The organism is Rhodobacter sp. SGA-6-6, from assembly GCF_011043545.1.
Taxonomy (GTDB): Bacteria; Pseudomonadota; Alphaproteobacteria; order Rhodobacterales; family Rhodobacteraceae; genus Pseudogemmobacter.
The window spans coordinates 15,279-32,000 of sequence record NZ_JAAKGP010000008.1 but is presented as its reverse complement, the minus strand read 5'-3'; the positions used below and the strand labels follow the sequence as shown (position 1 = coordinate 32,000).

12 protein-coding genes are annotated in these 16,722 nt (G+C 70.5%); 3 read left to right on the top strand and 9 right to left on the bottom strand.

From position 1 onward, the window contains the following. Positions 1-333 precede the first annotated feature (333 nt). Positions 334-1,284: an acyltransferase gene (locus G5B31_RS14940; protein WP_165018997.1), complete on the bottom strand. Its 951-nt coding sequence runs from the start codon at positions 1,282-1,284 to the stop codon at positions 334-336. A gap of 183 nt (positions 1,285-1,467) precedes the next feature. Here G5B31_RS14940 and serS point away from each other — a divergent pair, with 183 nt between their 5' ends. Then, entirely contained in the window at positions 1,468-2,760 is a 1,293-nt protein-coding gene (gene serS / locus G5B31_RS14935) for a serine--tRNA ligase (RefSeq protein WP_165018996.1), read from the top strand. 54 nt (positions 2,761-2,814) lie between these two features. Here serS and der read toward each other — a convergent pair whose 3' ends face one another. From der to G5B31_RS14910, 5 genes are all read right to left on the bottom strand, one after another. Beyond that, positions 2,815-4,287: a ribosome biogenesis GTPase Der gene (der, locus tag G5B31_RS14930; protein WP_165018995.1), complete on the bottom strand. Its 1,473-nt coding sequence runs from the start codon at positions 4,285-4,287 to the stop codon at positions 2,815-2,817. A 47-nt stretch (positions 4,288-4,334) separates the two neighbouring features. Continuing rightward, the gene (locus G5B31_RS14925; RefSeq protein ID WP_165018994.1) at positions 4,335-5,708 is read right to left on the bottom strand and encodes a PQQ-binding-like beta-propeller repeat protein; all 1,374 of its coding nucleotides are present in this window, start codon (positions 5,706-5,708) and stop codon (positions 4,335-4,337) included. Positions 5,709-5,745: 37 nt separating this feature from the next. Continuing rightward, on the bottom strand, positions 5,746-6,447 hold the full coding sequence (locus G5B31_RS14920) for a hypothetical protein (RefSeq protein ID WP_165018993.1): 702 nt from the start codon (positions 6,445-6,447) through the stop codon (positions 5,746-5,748). A gap of 144 nt (positions 6,448-6,591) precedes the next feature. Next, positions 6,592-9,963: a caspase family protein gene (locus G5B31_RS14915; protein WP_165018992.1), complete on the bottom strand. Its 3,372-nt coding sequence runs from the start codon at positions 9,961-9,963 to the stop codon at positions 6,592-6,594. A gap of 437 nt (positions 9,964-10,400) precedes the next feature. Further along, positions 10,401-12,248, bottom strand: coding sequence for an ABC transporter ATP-binding protein/permease (locus tag G5B31_RS14910; protein WP_240904437.1), 1,848 nt, complete (start codon positions 12,246-12,248; stop codon positions 10,401-10,403). Between the two features lie 92 nt (positions 12,249-12,340). Between G5B31_RS14910 and G5B31_RS14905 the strand changes: the two genes are divergently transcribed. After that, entirely contained in the window at positions 12,341-12,691 is a 351-nt protein-coding gene (locus G5B31_RS14905; protein WP_165018991.1) for a helix-turn-helix transcriptional regulator, read from the top strand. A 279-nt stretch (positions 12,692-12,970) separates the two neighbouring features. Here G5B31_RS14905 and G5B31_RS14900 read toward each other — a convergent pair whose 3' ends face one another. After that, positions 12,971-14,449, bottom strand: coding sequence for a LysM peptidoglycan-binding domain-containing protein (locus G5B31_RS14900; RefSeq protein WP_240904436.1), 1,479 nt, complete (start codon positions 14,447-14,449; stop codon positions 12,971-12,973). A gap of 103 nt (positions 14,450-14,552) precedes the next feature. Between G5B31_RS14900 and G5B31_RS14895 the strand changes: the two genes are divergently transcribed. Next, positions 14,553-15,104: a TIGR00730 family Rossman fold protein gene (locus G5B31_RS14895; protein WP_165018990.1), complete on the top strand. Its 552-nt coding sequence runs from the start codon at positions 14,553-14,555 to the stop codon at positions 15,102-15,104. Between the two features lie 4 nt (positions 15,105-15,108). Here G5B31_RS14895 and G5B31_RS14890 read toward each other — a convergent pair whose 3' ends face one another. Both G5B31_RS14890 and G5B31_RS14885 read right to left on the bottom strand, forming a co-directional pair. Beyond that, on the bottom strand, positions 15,109-15,894 hold the full coding sequence (locus tag G5B31_RS14890) for a class I SAM-dependent methyltransferase (RefSeq protein WP_165018989.1): 786 nt from the start codon (positions 15,892-15,894) through the stop codon (positions 15,109-15,111). A gap of 155 nt (positions 15,895-16,049) precedes the next feature. Next, positions 16,050-16,652, bottom strand: a complete 603-nt coding sequence (locus tag G5B31_RS14885) for a superoxide dismutase (RefSeq protein ID WP_165018988.1) — start codon at positions 16,650-16,652, stop codon at positions 16,050-16,052. Between the last annotated feature and the right edge of the window lie 70 nt (positions 16,653-16,722).

The following is a 16,722-nucleotide window of genomic DNA, read 5'->3' as shown; positions in this document are numbered from 1 at the left end:
GGTTCCGGCGCGTTGCGGCCCATGTAAGGGGTTTTCGGCGGCGATGCCAGAGGGCAGCGGGTCAAGCGGGCGTGTGGGGCCTTCGCGGACTGCGGGCCGGGCGGGATCAGGCGAGGCACTGCCTCGCCCCCGCCCGTGCGAAAGGGTTGCACCCGGAGACGGTGGCGACACGAGACCGGGAGAGGCCAGCGCCCGACCGGGCGGGCGTGAAGCGCCCGCCGAGGGGCGGGCGGGCGCTGGCCGGGCCTTTGGGGCCCGGCCGGGACAAGGGGAAGCGTCGCGCCGTGGCGAAGGCAATGGCCTTCGCCATGGACTGGCCGAGGGACGCTCCGCTCAGACCATCCCCTTCAGCACCGGCAGCCGCTTGAACGCCCAGGTTCCCGCCCAGGCCCCGAAGAAAGCGATGCCGAAGCCGAGCGCCTTGTCCATCTGCGCCCCGAAAAGCTTGTAGCCCACCAGCAGGAAGAACGGGTGCATCAGGTAGATGCCGAAGGCATAGCCCGCCAGCTTCGTCATCCACTCGCCCTTCCAGGGCAGGCGGTAGAAGATCTCGAACACCACGGCGCAGAGCAGCATCTGGATGCTGGCCACGTCCCAGTCCAGCGCCAGCATGATGCCGCTGGAAACCGCCGCCGCCCCCAGCGTCACCCCGGGCGCCCGCAGCCGGTGCGACACCGCCGCCAGCGCCCCCCAGATGTAGATCGGCAGCGAGAAGGCCCATTGCGGCACCGGCTGCGGGATCGGGCTGCCGGCGATCTGCCAGCCCTCCAGCCCCGATTTTGCATGGATCAGGCCGAGCGCGATGGAAAAGGGAATCAGCGCCGCCGATGCCCAGGCCAGCTGCCGCCCGGTCTCGACATCCCGGGCGATGGCCGGGATGAAGATCAGCGCCACCGCGGCGAAGGGCAGGAACCACAGGTGGATCGAGGGGCCGATCAGCAGGGTGAAGGGGTTGGAGAGGAGATGGAACGGCTCGTCCGAGACCACCTCCCAGACCACCCGGTAGAAGGCGCACCAGAAGAGCCAGGGGACGAGGATGCGCTTCGCCCGTGCCGCCCAGAACCCTGCCGCGCCGGCGCCGCCCGTCATCGACCGCCGGTAGGTGCCGACACCGAAATACGAGGTCAGGATCAGGAACAGCCCGAGCGCGGGATAGCCGACGAAGCCCCAGGCCAGCGCATGGTCCAGCACGATGCCGGCGGCGGCCAGGAATCGCAGCAGGTCGATCGCGCGGCGATACTCCGCCCCCTTGGCCCGGGCCTTCGCCCCTCCGTCCTCCGCCATGCTTGCCCTTCCTTCGCCCCGCCCCCGCGGTAGACCGGAGGACCGCCCCGGATCAATGGGCGGCTGCGCAACGGAGCGTTTCTTGCCCCGCGACAGTGTCTTCGCCGCCGCCCTGCCCCGCCCTTTCCCCGCCCCGGCCGATCTGGCATAAGCGCGCGCGAAGACCAGCGACGAGAGGCCAAAATGCACGACATCCGCGCCATCCGGGAAAACCCCGCCGCCTTCGACGCGGCCCTCGCCCGCCGGGGACTGGCGCCCATGTCCCCGGACCTGCTGGCGCTGGACGAGGGGCGGCGGGCGAAGATCCTCGCCGCCGAGACCGCCACCGCCGAGCAGAACCGCGCCTCGAAAGAGGTGGGCGCCGCCAAAGCCCGCGGCGACGATGCGGAGTTCGAGCGGCTGCGCGCGCTGGTGGCCGAGAAGAAGGCCGAGGTGGCGCGGCTGACCGAGGAGGCCGCCGCCGAGGATGCCCGGCTGAAGGCGGCGCTGGAGGTGATCCCCAACCTGCCGCTGGACGAGGTGCCCGAGGGCCGCGACGAGGACGACAATGTCGAGGTCCGCCGCTGGGGCACCCCGCGCAGCTTCAACTTCCAGCCGCGGGAGCATTTCGACATCCCCGGGGTGAAGCCCGGGATGGATTTCGAGACCGCCGCGAAACTCTCCGGCAGCCGCTTCGTGGTGCTGAAGGGCGCCGTCATCCGTGTCCACCGGGCCCTGGCGCAGTTCATGCTGGACACCCACATCACCGAACACGGGCTTGCCGAGACCTGGACCCCGGTGCTGGTGAAGCCCGAGATGATGTATGGCACCGGCAACCTGCCCAAGTTCGCCGAGGACAGCTACCAGACCACCAACGGCTGGTGGCTGGTGCCCACCTCCGAGGTGACGCTGACCAACGTCGTCGCGGGCGAGATCGTCGAGGGCAGCACCCTGCCGCTGCGGATGACCGCCCATACCCAGTGCTTCCGCTCCGAGGCCGGGTCGGCGGGCAAGGACACCACCGGAATGCTGCGCCAGCACCAGTTCGAGAAGGTCGAGATGGTGACGATCTGCACCCCCGACACCGCGCTGGCCGAGCACGAGCGGATGACGAAATGCGCCGAGGCGATCCTCGAAAAGCTCGGCCTGCCCTATCGCACCATCGTCCTTTGCACCGGCGACATGGGCTTCGGGTCGCAGAAGACCTACGACCTGGAGGTCTGGCTGCCCGGCCAGAACCGCTACCGCGAGATTTCCAGCTGCTCGACCTGCGGCACCTTCCAGGCCCGGCGGATGAATGCCCGCTACCGCCCGGCGGGCGGCGGCAAGCCGGAATTCGTCGCCACGCTGAACGGATCGGGCCTCGCCGTCGGCCGCTGCCTGATCGCGGTGCTGGAGAACGGCCAGCAGGCCGACGGCTCGGTCGAGCTGCCGGCGGTGCTGCACCCCTACCTCGGCGGCAAGACCCGCATCTCGGCGACCGGCGAACTGGCCTGACCCGAAGGCACCGGAATTCGCGCGAATTCCGGTGCGATTTCCGCGCGGAGATCGCTACCCCTTCGGCTTCATCTTGTCCTTGTGCTTCCTAAGCCGCGACGGCGTGTTGAACTTGCGCACCTTCCAGGGATTCTCGTCGCCCTGGCCGCGGAAATAGAGACGGATCGGCGTGCCGGGCATGTCGAAATGCTCGCGCAAGCCGTTGACCAGATAGCGCTTGTAGCTTTCCGGCAGTTCCTCGGGGCGGGAGCATTTCACCACGAAGCCCGGCGGCCGGGTCTTGGCCTGGGTGATGTAGCGCAGCTTGATCCGGTGGCCGCCCGGGGCGGGCGGCGGATGCGCCTCGGTCATCGCGCCGAGCCAGGTGTTCAGCCGGGCGGTCGGCACCCGGCGGTTCCACACATCATGGGCGCGGATGATGGCGTCGTGCAGCCGGTCCAGCCCGCGGCCGGTCTTGCCCGAGACGGTGATCAGGGGCGCCCCGCGCAGCTGCGGCAGCAGTCGGTCGAACATCTCCTTCAGTTCGGCCAGCTTTTCCTGCTTGTCGTCCTCCAGGTCCCATTTGTTGACGGCGACCACCACCGCGCGGCCCTCGGTCTCGGCGAAGTCGGCGATGCGCAGGTCCTGGGTCTCGAAGGGGATTTCCACGTCGAGAAGGACGACCACCACCTCGGCGAAGCGCACCGCCCGCAGGCCGTCGGCGACCGACAGCTTCTCCAGCTTCTCGACCACGCGGGCCTTCTTGCGCATCCCGGCGGTGTCCCAGATGCGGATCGGCGTGCCCATCCAGTCGGCCTTGACCGAGATGGCGTCGCGGGTGATCCCGGCCTCCGGCCCGGTCAGCAGCCGGTCCTGCCCGAGGATGCGGTTGATCAGCGTCGATTTCCCGGCATTCGGCCGGCCGATCACCGCGATCTGCAAGGGCTTCTTCGCGGTCGGCCGGTGGGCGAATTCATCCGCCTCCTGCTCGGCCTCTTCCTCGGTCAGCTCGACCTCGACCTCGGGGGCGATCTCGGCCTCGCGGGCGGCGAACTCGCCCTCCAGCGGGCGCAGCACGGCGTAGAGGTCATCCATGCCCTCGCCATGCTCGGCCGACAGCCGCAAAGGCTCCCCAAGCCCAAGGGAATAAGCCTCCAGCGCGCCGGATTCCCCTGCCCTGCCCTCGGCCTTGTTCACCCCGAGGATCACCCTTGCGCCCTTCTTGCGCAGGATGTCGGCAAACACCTCGTCCGAGGGCGTGACGCCGGCCCGCCCGTCCAGCAGGAACAGGCAGACATCGGCCATGTCCACCGCGCGTTCGGTCAGCCGGCGCATCCGCCCCTGAAGGCTGTCGTCGGTGACCTCCTCCAGCCCGGCGGTGTCGATCACCGTGAAGCGCAGGTCGAAGAGCCGCGCCTCGCCCTCGCGCAGGTCGCGGGTCACGCCGGGGGTGTCGTCCACCAGCGCCAGCTTGCGGCCCACAAGCCGGTTGAACAGCGTCGATTTGCCCACATTGGGGCGGCCCACGATGGCGAGGGTAAAGCTCATCTCATGCGTCCGTCATGTCGAAGCGCCCCCCTTACACGGGGAAAGCCTCAACGGAAAGCCACAACCTGCCCCTTGGTGGTGACGACGTAGAGGACACCGCCCGCCACCGCCGGCTGCCCGGCCGCGCCGCCCGGGATCTCGGTCTGGTAGACCAGCCCGCCATCGGTGGGCGAGAAGGCCGAAAGCCGGCCGTCCGAGGACGCCACCCAGAGCCGCCCGCCGGCCAGCACCGGCCCGTAATGCGCGACGATGGCCTTGCGCTTCTTGATCTTCTGGGCCTCGAAATAGGGCATCTCGACCGACCAGATCGCCGAGCCGTCGGCCGCATCCAGCCGCACCAGCCGGGCCTCGTCGTTGACCAGGAAGACCGAGCCGCCGGCGACCGCCAGCGGTCCCATAGCGCCCTCGTTCACGCCCCAGAGCTGCTGGCCCGATCCGGCGTCGATCGCCACGGTGCGCCCGGCACCGGTGCCGGCGTAAAGCGTGCCGCCGACCAGCGCCGCGTCGCCGGTGATGTCGAAGCTGCCGGCATAGGCCCGGCCGAGCCGCTTGCCCGCGGCCGAGGAATGCCACACCGGCGTGCCGCCGCCGGGCTTCAAGACCGCCATCAGGTCGCCGGCGTTCGACGGGAAATAGACCACCCGGTCGCCCACGGTCGGCGCGGCGGCGCCCAGCCAGCCGGACTTGCCCGGGGCGCCGAAGACCTGCCAGACCACCTTGCCCGTGCCTGCGTCCAGCGCCCAGGCGCTGCCGTCGCGGCCCGAGACATAGACCCGGCCGCCCTCGATGGCCGGCGCGCCGATGGCGGGGGCGTCGATGCGCTGCCGCCAGATCACGCCGCCGGATTTCGCGTCCAGCGCCACCACCTCGCCATAGGCGGTGGCGGCGAAGACCCGGGCGCCATCGGCCGCCAGCCCGCCGCCCGAGACGCCGCCGCCCTTGTCGAAGGCCGCGGTCAGGTCGGCCTGCCAGAGCAGGCCGCCGCCGGTCGACAGCGCGGTGACGGTGGCGCCGGCGTCCATGGCGAAGACCCGGCCGCCAGCCACCACCGGCGCTGCGGAGATGCGGTTCCTTCGGCTGTTGCCGGCACCGATATTGGCCGACCAGACCGCGACCGGCGCCTTCGACAGCGCGGCATGGGGCGCGGCGTGGCGGGCGTTGCCGGCGCGCTGGCCCCAGTCGGCATTGGCCTGCGCCGCGGGCAGGCTGATCGGCCGGCTTTCCGCCGCCACCGCCGCGGCAGGCGCCCGCGGCTTGGGATTGTCCTCGGTCGGGATGCTGTCTTCCAGGGGCGCGCGCACCGGGAAGCGTTCGCCCGGCAGGATCACCTCGCGCTCGCCGCAGGCGGCCAGCAGCGCCAGCGCGGTCCCTCCCGCCAAAAGCCCCAGCCTATGCACCAATGCCACCTTGCCTGCCCTCATCCTGTTTCCGTCCGGTTCCGGTCCCTGCCCCGCGGGGTCAGTCCTCCGCCCCGGCCTCCATGTCCTCGTCCGGCGCCGGCGCTTCGGCCGCCGCGGGTTCCACCGGCTTGCCGCCCAATACCATGATCATCTGCCCCGCCCGGTCGCGCAGCGAGGAGGAAACCCCCTGCTCCTGGATCAGGCCCTGCAGCGCGGCGATGGCGTCCCCGGCCTTGCCTTCCTCGACCAGCAGATAGGCCAGCTGCTCCTGCGCCAGCAGGCGATAGGGCCGGCCCGGCACCGCCAGCGGCTCCAGCGCGGCGCGGCGGTCGGCCAGCGGCATCTCCGCTCCCGCCACCAGCACCCGCTTCAGCACCGCGAGGTCGCGGTAGACCGGGGCCAGCGCGGCATCGGCGATCAGCCGGTCCAGCGCGGCCAGCGTCGCCGCGCGGTCCTCGGCCGGGTCCGAGGCCTCGATCAGCGCCAGCAGCGTCTTCTGCTCGCCGTCGGCGGCAATGCCGGCCAGTGCCGCCCGCCGCTCCTCGGCGCTGCCGAGGTCATAGGCCTCCAGCACCGCGTCGCCGAAGGCTTCGGCCCGCGTCTCGGCCCGGGCCTTGCGCCATTCCACCACCGCGGTGCCGATGACGATGGCCAGGATCAGCACCACGCCGATCCAGCCGTATTTGCGGAACAGCCGGAAAAGCCGGTCGCGGCGGACTTCCTCGGTCACTTCCTCGATGAAACTGTCAGGAGTGCTCACCCGTCCGCCCTTCCTTCCGCGCCGCCCTTCGCCGGGCGGGGCCGCTTGCCTCGGCCCGTCTTACAGGCAAAGCGCCGGACTTGCCAAGCCCCGGCCCCCCGACTCCGCCCCCGACTCCGCTCCCGCCCGGACGCGGCCCGCCGGTCAATTGCCGCCCAGCTTGCTGCGGTAATTGTCGATCCAGCTCTGATAGCCCTCGGGCAGCGTGCCCTGCGCCTGCAGGCCTTCCAGCAGCGCCAGCGATTCCCGCAGGTAGGGCGCCGGATCGCCGTAGTAGCTGGAGGCGCGGTCCAGCGCCGTCGCCAGGTCGACGATGTTCCAGACCTGCCCCGGCTCCTGCGTGTCCACCCAGCGGAAGATGGCCAGCGCCTCCTCCTCCAGCGGGCGGCCGGTGTCGTAGTTCTGCTCGTAGAAATGGCTGTCGGCCAGTTTCTGCAAGGCCCATCCCAGCTCGCGCTGCGGCTGCACCGCCGCCGGGTCCTGCCCGGCCAGCCAGCGCCGCATCGACACCGCGACCTCCAGGTCGGCCCGCGCGCCGGGATAGTCCTGCAACGCCAGCTTCTGCTCGCCCGACCGCAGCATCGCCAGCGCGTAATCCCAGGCCGCGCCGGTGTTGTAGGGGTCCTCGGAGGCCAGCTGGTAGCCGATCTCGGCCATCACCCGGTAGCCTTCCAGCGCCCCGGCGGCATCCTGCAGCCGCGCCTTGGCATCGCCCAGGCGGTTGGCCGCCACCAGCTTGCCGTGGCGGTAGTCCCAGAGCTTCGGATCGGCCGCCAGCAGCGCATCGGCCGCCGCCATCGACAGCTGCGCATAGCCGGCCGCGGCCTCCAGGTCGCCGCGCTGCAACAGCACATCGGCCATGTCGGTGCTGTAGACCATCAGGTCGTAGTGGCTGGGCAGGTCGCCCGGCTCATGCGCCACGATGGCCTGCAGGATGCGGATGGTCTCGTCATAGGACCCCATCGCCGCGTCGAGGTCGCCGAGCGTCCAGCTCAGCTTGCCCATGGCCGACAGCGAGAAGGTCAGGTCCAGCTGGTAGATCTTGTTCTCCGGGTCCGCCGCCGCATTGCCGCGGCGGATGTCCAGCGCGGTCCGGTGCGCCGAAAGCGCGCCCTGCGGATCGCCCGAGCCCTCTTCGGCCTGCGCCCATTTGTGGATGCAGATCGCCAGGTCGCGCTGCGCCGACAGGTTGCCCGGGTCCACCGCGGCGATCGCCAGCCGCAGGTCGCGGCAGGCGGAGAAGGCCTCCAGCGCGCCGGCGAATTCGCCTTCCTGCTGGTAGATCATCCCCACCTTCTCGTGGCTGACCGACAGATCGCGGGCCCAGAGCATGTTCGACGGGTCCAGCGCCACCAGCTCGGCCCGCATCCCCCGCGCCGCCTCTTGGTTCATCAGCGCCGAACCGGCGTCGCCCATGCGGTTGTAGACCTCGCCCACACGCTCGTAGATCAGCGCGGCGTCGCGCTTGCGGGTGGCGTTGCCGGGGTCCTGCGCCAGCAGGTCGTCGCGGATCTTCTGCGCCTCCAGGAAGGCCGCCAGCGCCGCGTCCAGGTCGCCCTCGGCCTGCATGGTGTCGCCCAGCCGTTCGTAGGAGACCGAGAGGTTGCGGCGGATCTCCATGTCGTCGGGATATTTGTCGGCCAGCTTCTTCGAGATCATCAGCGACACGTCGAAGGCGTCGCGCGCCGCCGCCCGGTCGCCCATCGCCACCAGCACGTCGCCGATCCTCTCGTGGCTGATCGAGACGTCCTGGTTGTAGAGGATGCTTTCCGGGTCCTGGTCCAGCAGCGACTGGCTGATCCCCAGCCCCTCCTGATAGGCCAGCAGCGCGCCGTTCAGGTCGTTCAGCGCGAAGCGCACGTCGCCCAGCTTGTTCAGCGCCACCTCCAGGTCGCGCATCAGCAGCAGGTCGTTCGGCGTGTCGACGTTCTGCTTCGCCGTCACCTCGTAGGCGCGGGTATAGGCCTCTTCGGCCTCGCGCAGATAGCCCTGCTGCTGCAACACCACGCCGACCGAGTTCATCGCCCAGACCAGCTCGCGCGACCAGCCGAAATCGGCCGGATTCGCCGCCACCTGCGCCTCGGCGAATTCCGAGCGGGTCAGGTAGATGCCCAGGGCGGCATTGGTGTTGCCGGCCAGCACCTGCAGATCGCCCAGATCGCGCAGAACGTCGTTGTAGGCGAATTTCGTATCGCGGTCGGCCAGTCCGTCCTTGACCGAGGCATAAAGCTCGGCCGCCTTGGTCAGGTCCTCGATGGCCAGGTCGTAGCGCAGGTCGGTTTTGGCCGCATTGGCGTTCAGCACATGCGAGGTGGCTTCGGACACCGTCCGCTCCACCAGGTTCGCGGTCAGCTCGGCGATGTTCTCCTGCAGGGATTCCCGCGCCTGCGCGTCGATGGCCGCGGCCTCGGTGATCAGCTCGCGCGCGGCGGCGGTGGCGCCGAGGGCCAGCTGCTCCTCGGCCTTGGCCCGCAGCTCGGCCACCCGCGGGTCGCTGGAGGCATATTTCACCAGGCCCTGCTGGAACTGCGCGTAGGAGGCCGCCGCTTCCTGCAGCAGGCGCTGGCGGTCCTCGGCGGTCTGGCTGCCGAGGTCGGCCGAGATCAGCGCCGCGTAAAGCGGGGCCAGCGGCATGTCATGCGCCGCCGCGACCGCCTCCACCTCCTGCCGCAGCTCGGGGGTGATGCTGGCCATCGCCATCAGCAGCTGGTCGCGTTCGGGCAGATCGCCCTCGCCGGAGATGAAGACCAACTCGGCCAGGCCGCTTTCGATATAGGGCAGCTGCTTGCCGCGCGAGCGGTCGTAGACATCCTGCTGCACCAGCGTCAGCGCCGATTTCAACTCCACCCCCTTGGTGCCGAAATGGCGCAGGAGCGCCGAGGTGAAGGGGGAGTTGCCGTCGTTGCCGTCCGCCGCGGTCTCGCCGGGGGCGGCGGCGAAGGCGAAGAGGACGCCGTCGGCCCGGCCGATCCGCCCCAGCCCGGGGGTGGGCGGCTTCTTCTCCGGCGGATCGCCCGACAGCGGCACGGCGCCGCGCCCGTCCCCCGTCGCGCCCTGGGCGAAGGGATCGTCGCGGCAGGCGTCCAGCAGCATGATCGCCATCGGCGCCACCTCGTCCAGCACGTCGCGGACCTCCTCCAGCGGCAGGCCGCTGGCCGCCAGCGCGGCCGAGGAGGTGGCATCGGCATCGGTCGGCAAGAGGTAGTTCACCCCGTCCAGCGCCACGCCGTGGCCGGCATAGAACACCAGCGCCACATCGGCGCCGGCGGCATCGGTCTTGAAATCCTCCAGCGCCCGGCGCATCCGCTTCAGGTCGCGGTCGGTCTCCAGCCAGACCTCGAAGCCGAGGGATTCGAGCAGCGTCTCCATCGCCCGCGCGTCGTTGACCGGGTTGTCCAGCTTGCGGATGGACTTGTAGTCCTCGGTCGCCAGCACCAGCGCCACCCGCCTTTCGGCGAAGGCCGCCGAGACGGTCGCCAGCAGCAGGCAAAGGGCGAATAAAACACGGCGCAGCATCGCCTTGGTCCAAAAGCTTTGACGGCGATCTTGGCGCGACGGGCCGCCGCGGTCAAAGGGAAAACGCCGGTCTCGGGCATTCCTGACCCGTGCATCCCCCTGCCGGCCGGGCGGGACAAGGCGAGGCACTGCCTCGCCCCCGCCCGTGCGCGACGGTTCAACCGGAGACGATGCGGCACGAGGCCCGGAGAGGCCAGCGCCCGACCCAGCGGGCGAGAAGCGCCTGGCCCAAGGGCGGGGCGGGCGCTGGCCGGGCCTTTGGGGCCCGGCCGGTCCGGTTGAGATGGTGCGCCGTGGCGAAGGCACGCGCCTTCGCCATTGCATCGTCGGATCGGCGGGGTGAACCCCGCCTTACGGGAACCGTTTCCCATCAGTCCAGCGGGCAATGGCCGGCCGTGGCCGCAGGTTTCACCCCGCCGCGCCCCAAACCGCAGCCCCTACTCCGCCGCCACCGCCTCGTCCTCTTCCTCCTCGGCGATCTGCTGGGCCCACATCGCGGCATAGCGGCCGCCGGTCTCCAGCAACTCGTCGTGGGTGCCCTCCTCGATCACCCGGCCCGCCTCCAGCACCAGGATGCGGTCGGCGTCGGCGATGGTGGACAGCCGGTGGGCGATGACGATGACGCTGCGGCCCTGCCCCATCTCGGCCAGGGAGTCCTGGATCGACCGCTCGGTCTGGGTGTCCAGCGCCGAGGTCGCCTCGTCCAGGATCAGGATCGGCGGGTTCTTCAAGAGCGTCCGGGCGATACCCACCCGCTGCTTCTCGCCGCCCGAGAGCTTCAGCCCGCGCTCGCCCACCGTGGTGTCGTAGCCGTCGGGCAGCGACATGATGAAATCATGGATGCGCGCCGCCTTCGCCGCCGCCACCACATCGGCCTCGTCGGCCTCGTCGCGGCCATAGGCGATGTTGTAGCGGATGGTGTCGTTGAACAGCACGGTGTCCTGCGGCACCACGCCGATCTGCGCGTGCAGGCTGGCCTGCGCCACCTCGCGGATGTCCTGCCCGTCGATGCGGATCGCGCCGCCGGTCACGTCGTAGAAGCGGAACAGAAGCCGCCCCACCGTGGACTTGCCGCTGCCGGAATGGCCGACCAGCGCCAGTTTCTGCCCCGGGCCGACGCGGAACGACAGCCCCTTCAGGATCTCGCGCCCCGGCTCGTAGGAGAAGCGGACCTCCTCGAACACGATCTCGCCGCCCGTCACCGCCAGCGGCCTGGCGTCGGGCGCGTCCACCACCTCGGCCGGCTGGGCGAGAAGGCCGAACATCTGCCCCATGTCGACCAGCGCCTGGCGGATTTCCCGGTAGACGGTGCCGAGGAAGTTCAGCGGCATGGTGATCTGCAGCATATAGGCATTGACCATGACGAAGTCGCCCACGGTCAGTTCCCCGGCCTGCACGCCCCGCGCCGCCAGCACCATCACCCCCACCAGCCCGGAGGTGATCAGGAAGGTCTGGCCCATGTTCAGGAAGGCCAGCGAGATGCCGGTGCGCACCGCCGCCGCCTCGTAGCCGCGCATGGCGGAATCGTAGCGGCCGGCCTCGCGCGCCTCGGCGTTGAAATACTTCACCGTCTCGTAGTTCAGCAGGCTGTCGATGGCCTTCTGGTTGGCATCGGTGTCGAGGTCGTTCATCTCCTGCCGGATCTTCACCCGCCATTCGGTGACCTTGAAGGTGAAGGCGACGTAAAGCGCGATGGTGACGACGACCACCGCGGCATAGGTCCAGCCGAACCAGACCGCGAAGATCACCGAGACCAGCGTCAGCTCGATCACCAGCGGCCCGATGGAGAAGAGCATGAAGCGCAGCAGGAAATCGACGCCCTTCACCCCCCGCTCGATGATGCGGCTGAGGCCGCCGGTCTTGCGGGTGATGTGGTAGCGCAGGGACAGCCGGTGGATATGGGTGAAGGTCTCCAGCGCCAACCGCCGCAGCGCCCGCTGGCCGACGCGGACGAAGACCGCATCGCGCAATTCCCCGAAAGCGACCGAGCCGAGCCGGGCCAGCCCGTAGGCCACCGTCAGCCCGACCGCGCCGAGCGCCAGCGTCGCGGCGGGGTCGCCGCCGGTCCGGGCGGTCAGCGCGTCCACCGCCAGCTTGTAGATCCAGGGTGTGATGATCGACACCGCCTTGGCCGCCAGCAGCAGCAGCAGCGCCGCCGCCACCCGCCGCTTCACCCAGGCCTGCCCCTGCGGCCAGAGATAGGGCAGCATCCGCGCCATGGTCTGCCAGCCCGAAGCCGGCGGGGCGGTATCGCTGTTCGGTGCGGATGCGGTGGTGCGGCGCATGGCGGGCCTTCGTCTGGATCACGGATTTGCGGATTGATCGGCCCCGCCCGGTGGTCTAGGGTCCATTTCAACGCTGCATGAGTAGTTGAACCATGAACCGGAGTAAAGCCCTCGCCGCCTTCTCGGCGCTTTCCCACGAAGCGCGGCTGGACCTGATCCGCCTTCTGGTGCCGCAAGGCCCCGAGGGCCTGCCCGCGGGCGAGATCGCCCGGCGGCTGGGACTGTCGTCCTCGCGGCTGTCCTTCCATCTGTCGGCGATGGAGGGGGCCGGGCTGCTGACCTCGCGCCGGGTGGCGCGCAACGTGTTCTACGCCGTCGATGCGGCGGGGATCGGCGGGGCGATCGGCTGGCTGCTGAGCGATTGCTGCATGGCGCATCCCGAAGTGGTGGCCTGCTGCCGCCATGGCCGGGAAGAGGCCGAAGCGGAGACGCCGGTCCTGTAAGACGGATCGGCGGGGTGAACCCCGCCCTACCCCGACGCCGGCCGGGCGGGCGGGGAAAGGCGAGGCACTGCCTCGCCCCCGCCCGTGCGTGATATATCGCCCGGAGACGGTGGCAGCGCTAAACCACGCGAGGCCAGCGCCCGACCCGGCGGGCGAGAAGCGCCCGCCGAGGGCGGGGCGGGCGCTGGCCGGGACTTATGGTCCCGGCCGGTCTGGTTGAAATGGTGCACTGTGGCGAAGGCGATGGCCTTCGCCAGTCCGCTGTCCGAGATGGGACCTCTAACCGCCCGAGGGGATGGTGAACACCTGTCCCGGATAGATCAGGTCCGGGTCGCGGATGGCGTCGCGGTTGGCCTCGTAGACCTGGACATAGAGGATGCCCTCGCCGAGTTCGCCCTTGGCGATGGCCCAGAGGGTGTGACCGGGCTGCACCGTCACCGTGACGGGCGCAGGCGGCGGGGGCGCAGTGACGGGCTCCGGCGCCGGTTCCGGTTCGGAGATCGCCACGGTCTCCGGCGCGGGCTCCGGGGTCGGCGCGGCCTCGGCGGTTTGCGGCGGCTCCGGCTCCTCCGGCGGGGGCGCGGCCTCCGCAGGTTCCGCCTCCGCGACTTCCGGCTGCTCCGGCGCGGCCTCGGCGGGCGTCTCCGCCTGTTCCGGCCGCACCCCGGCCTCCCCGGCATCGGCCACCGCCACCGCCCCTTCCGGCGCCGCCTCCGCTTCCGCCGCCGGTGTCGCCTCCGGCGCGGCCTCGGTCACCCGCGGGCTTGCCGCCGCGGCGGCCAGAGCCTCCAGCGTCTCGCGCTTGAACGGCGTCTCGAAGCGGCCGGTCACCTTGCCGGCATCGTCCAGCTGGTCGGCCCGCAGCACGTAGAGGCCCGGCGGCACCTCCTTCAGCGTGGTGAACCACTGGCCGCCGTCCGGGATCAGCACGGTCTGCAACGGCGCGTTGTCGAGGTAGAAGCGCAGGAAGGCCCCCGGCTGCCCGCGCCCGCCCAGTTGCACCGCGCCCGAGGCGGTGTAGCTGATGGTGTCGATGCTGACCCCGGCCACCGCGGCCGGCTCCGGCGCAGCCTCGGCCACCGGCTCCGGTTCCGGTTCCGGCGCCTGCACCACCGCGGCGCCCTCCTCGGTCAGCATCACCGCCACCGGCTCCTCCGCCGGCTCCGCCGCGGCGACCTGCGGCCCGGCGATGGGGCCGAGGGCGATGGCGGCCTTGGTCGCCACCTCCGCCCCGTCCGCCAGCACCGCGACCAGCGTCATCAGCGAGGGCGCGGGGTTGGGCGGCAGGGTGAACAGCGCCGCGAACTCGCCGCCGGCGCCGGCCCTGGCCTCGGCCACCACCACGCCGTCGACCAGGATCCGCACCAGCGCCTCGGGCGCGGTCCGCCCGGCCACCGTGGCCGCGCCATCCGCCGCCACCCGCCAGGTGTCCACCGTCACCTCGGGCGCAGGGGCCGCCTCCGGCACCTCGACTGGCACTTCGGGCTCTGCCGCCGCCTCCGGCGCAACTTCGGCCTCAACCGGAGCCGCCGCCTCCGCCGCTTCGGCGGCCGCCTCGGGTTCGGCCGCCGCTTCCGCCTCGACCGAAGCCGCCGTCTCCGGCTCCGGCGCCACCTCCGGCACCAGGGCCGCAGGCTCCGCGACCGGCGCGGGCTGCGACAGCCGCCACAGCCCGTAGCCGCCGCCGGCCACCGCCACGCCGCCTGCCGCCATCACCGCCGCGCGCCCGCCCGCGCCCAAGCCCGCCCAGAACCCCATCCGTCGCCTTCCCCCGTCCTTCCCGGAACCGTCCCCTTCCCGGCTTTCCCTCGCATGGGAACAGGGTTACAGCGGGCTTGGCAACAGATTTGAGGACCCTTCCATGCCCGCCCCCTCGATCTGCGTCTTCTGCGGCGCCCGCCCCGGCCGCAATCCCGCCCATGCCGAGGCTGCCCGCGCCTTCGGCGAGACCATCGCCCGCCGCGGCTGGCGGCTGGTCTACGGCGCCGGCGACGTGGGGCTGATGGGAGAGGTCGCCCGCGCCGCGCAGACCGCCGGCGCCCGCTGCATGGGGGTGATCCCGACCCATCTCCTGGGGCTGGAGAAGGGCAAGCGCGACCTGACCACCTTCGTCGTCACCGAGGACATGCACGAGCGCAAGAAGGTGATGTTCATGAACTCCGACGCCATCGTGGTGCTGCCCGGGGGCGCGGGGTCCCTGGACGAGTTTTTCGAGGTGCTGACCTGGGCGCAGATCGGCCTGCACCGCAAGCCGATCCTGCTGGTGGACATCCAGGGCTACTGGCAGCCGCTGATCGCCCTTCTCGATCACATCGTGGCCGAGGGTTTCGCCGGCGCCGCCACGCTGGAGCTGTTCCGCACCGTCCCCGACGTGGCCGCCGCCGAGGCGGAGCTTCAGGCCCTGCTGGGCTGATCCGCTAGCGCTTCGCCATCACCAGGACCTGCGCCCGGTATTCGGCATTATCGCGGCAGTCCAGCACCTCCAGCAGTTCCGCCCCCTCGGTGCGGCCGAGGCCCTCCAGCATCTCCACCAGCGCCGGCAGCTCGGCCCCGAACGGGTCCAGCGCATTGGCCGCCGACGGAGCCTGGCCGCGGGTGTAGTCCAGCATCAGGAGCCCGCCCGGACGCAACTGCCCCAGCCAGGCGGCGAAGGCCCGCTGCGGGTCGAAGGCATGGTCCCAGGAGTTGGAATAGACGAAGTCGAACCGCCCCACCCACTCGGGGTTCACGTCATGGAAATCCCATTGCACGGTGAAGGGAAACCCGGTTGCGGTCTCCGAAATCTCGGTGCCGAAGATCCCGTCGCAGGCCAGTGCCTTGCGGAACCAGCGCTGCTCGCGCCCGGCGCGGGTGCCGTGGCAGATCCCCGCCGTCACCGCCACCCCCCGTTCGCGCAGATAGGCCGCCAGTCGGTCGACATGGCTGCGCTTGACGAACTGGCGGCGCAGCTTGGCCTTGTTGCCGGCGGTCTGCACTTCGACATAGGTCTCGTAGCTGGGGTATTCGTGCAGGACATAGCCCGCGCCTTCCTTGCGCTCGGGCTTGCCGATGCGCTCGGCCTCCTCGGTCGCCTGGCGGTAGAGCCCGGTCTGGCCCGCCTTCTCGGCCTTGCCGCCGCTTGTAGCCTCCGGTCCGGCCGCCGCAGCCGCCTCACTCGTCATCTTGCCCTTCGCTGCACTCTTCACCGCGGATTTCGTCGCCATATCGCCTCCTGCGCCCGGCCGCCTTGCCCGGCTGCCTTGCCTGCCGATTCTTCCCGCGCGTGCAGGGGAAGGTCAATCCCGTTTCGCGGCTGCGGCCCATAAGGAAAAGGCCCGCGGATCGCTCCGCGGGCCCGCATCCTGAGGTTCCGCCGACCTTACAGCCGCGCGGCGACGGCTTCCCAGTTCACCAGCTTCTCCAGGAAGTTGGTCAGATAGGCCGGGCGCTTGTTGCGGAAGTCGATGTAGTAGGAATGCTCCCACACGTCGCAGCCCAGAAGTGCGGTCTGGCCGAAGCAGAGCGGGTTCACCCCGTTCTCGGTCTTGGTCACCTTCAGCGACCCGTCCTTGTCCTTCACCAGCCAGGCCCAGCCGGAGCCGAACTGGCCCGCGCCGGCCGCCGAGAAGTCTTCCTTGAACTTCTCGACCGAGCCGAAGCCTTCGGTCAGCGCCTTCTCCAGCGCGCCGGGGATCTTCTTGCCCTCGCCCGGGCCCATCACTTCCCAGAACAGGTTGTGGTTCCAGTGCTGGCTGGCGTTGTTGAAGATGCCGTTCTGCGCCACGGCGCCGGCCTGGTAGGTGCCCTTGACGATTTCTTCCAGCGACTTCGATTCCCACTCGGTCCCGGCGATCAGCTTGTTGCCGTTGTCGACATAGGCCTTGTGGTGGATGTCGTGGTGAAACTCCAGCGTCTCCTTCGACATGCCGAGGGGGGCCAGCGCGTCATGCGCATAGGGAAGATCGGGAAGCGTGAAAGCCATGGGACTCACTCCTGTTCGGGATTGCGTTGCCTTGGGAATACAGGCGCAACGGGCGGCAAGGTCAAGCCCG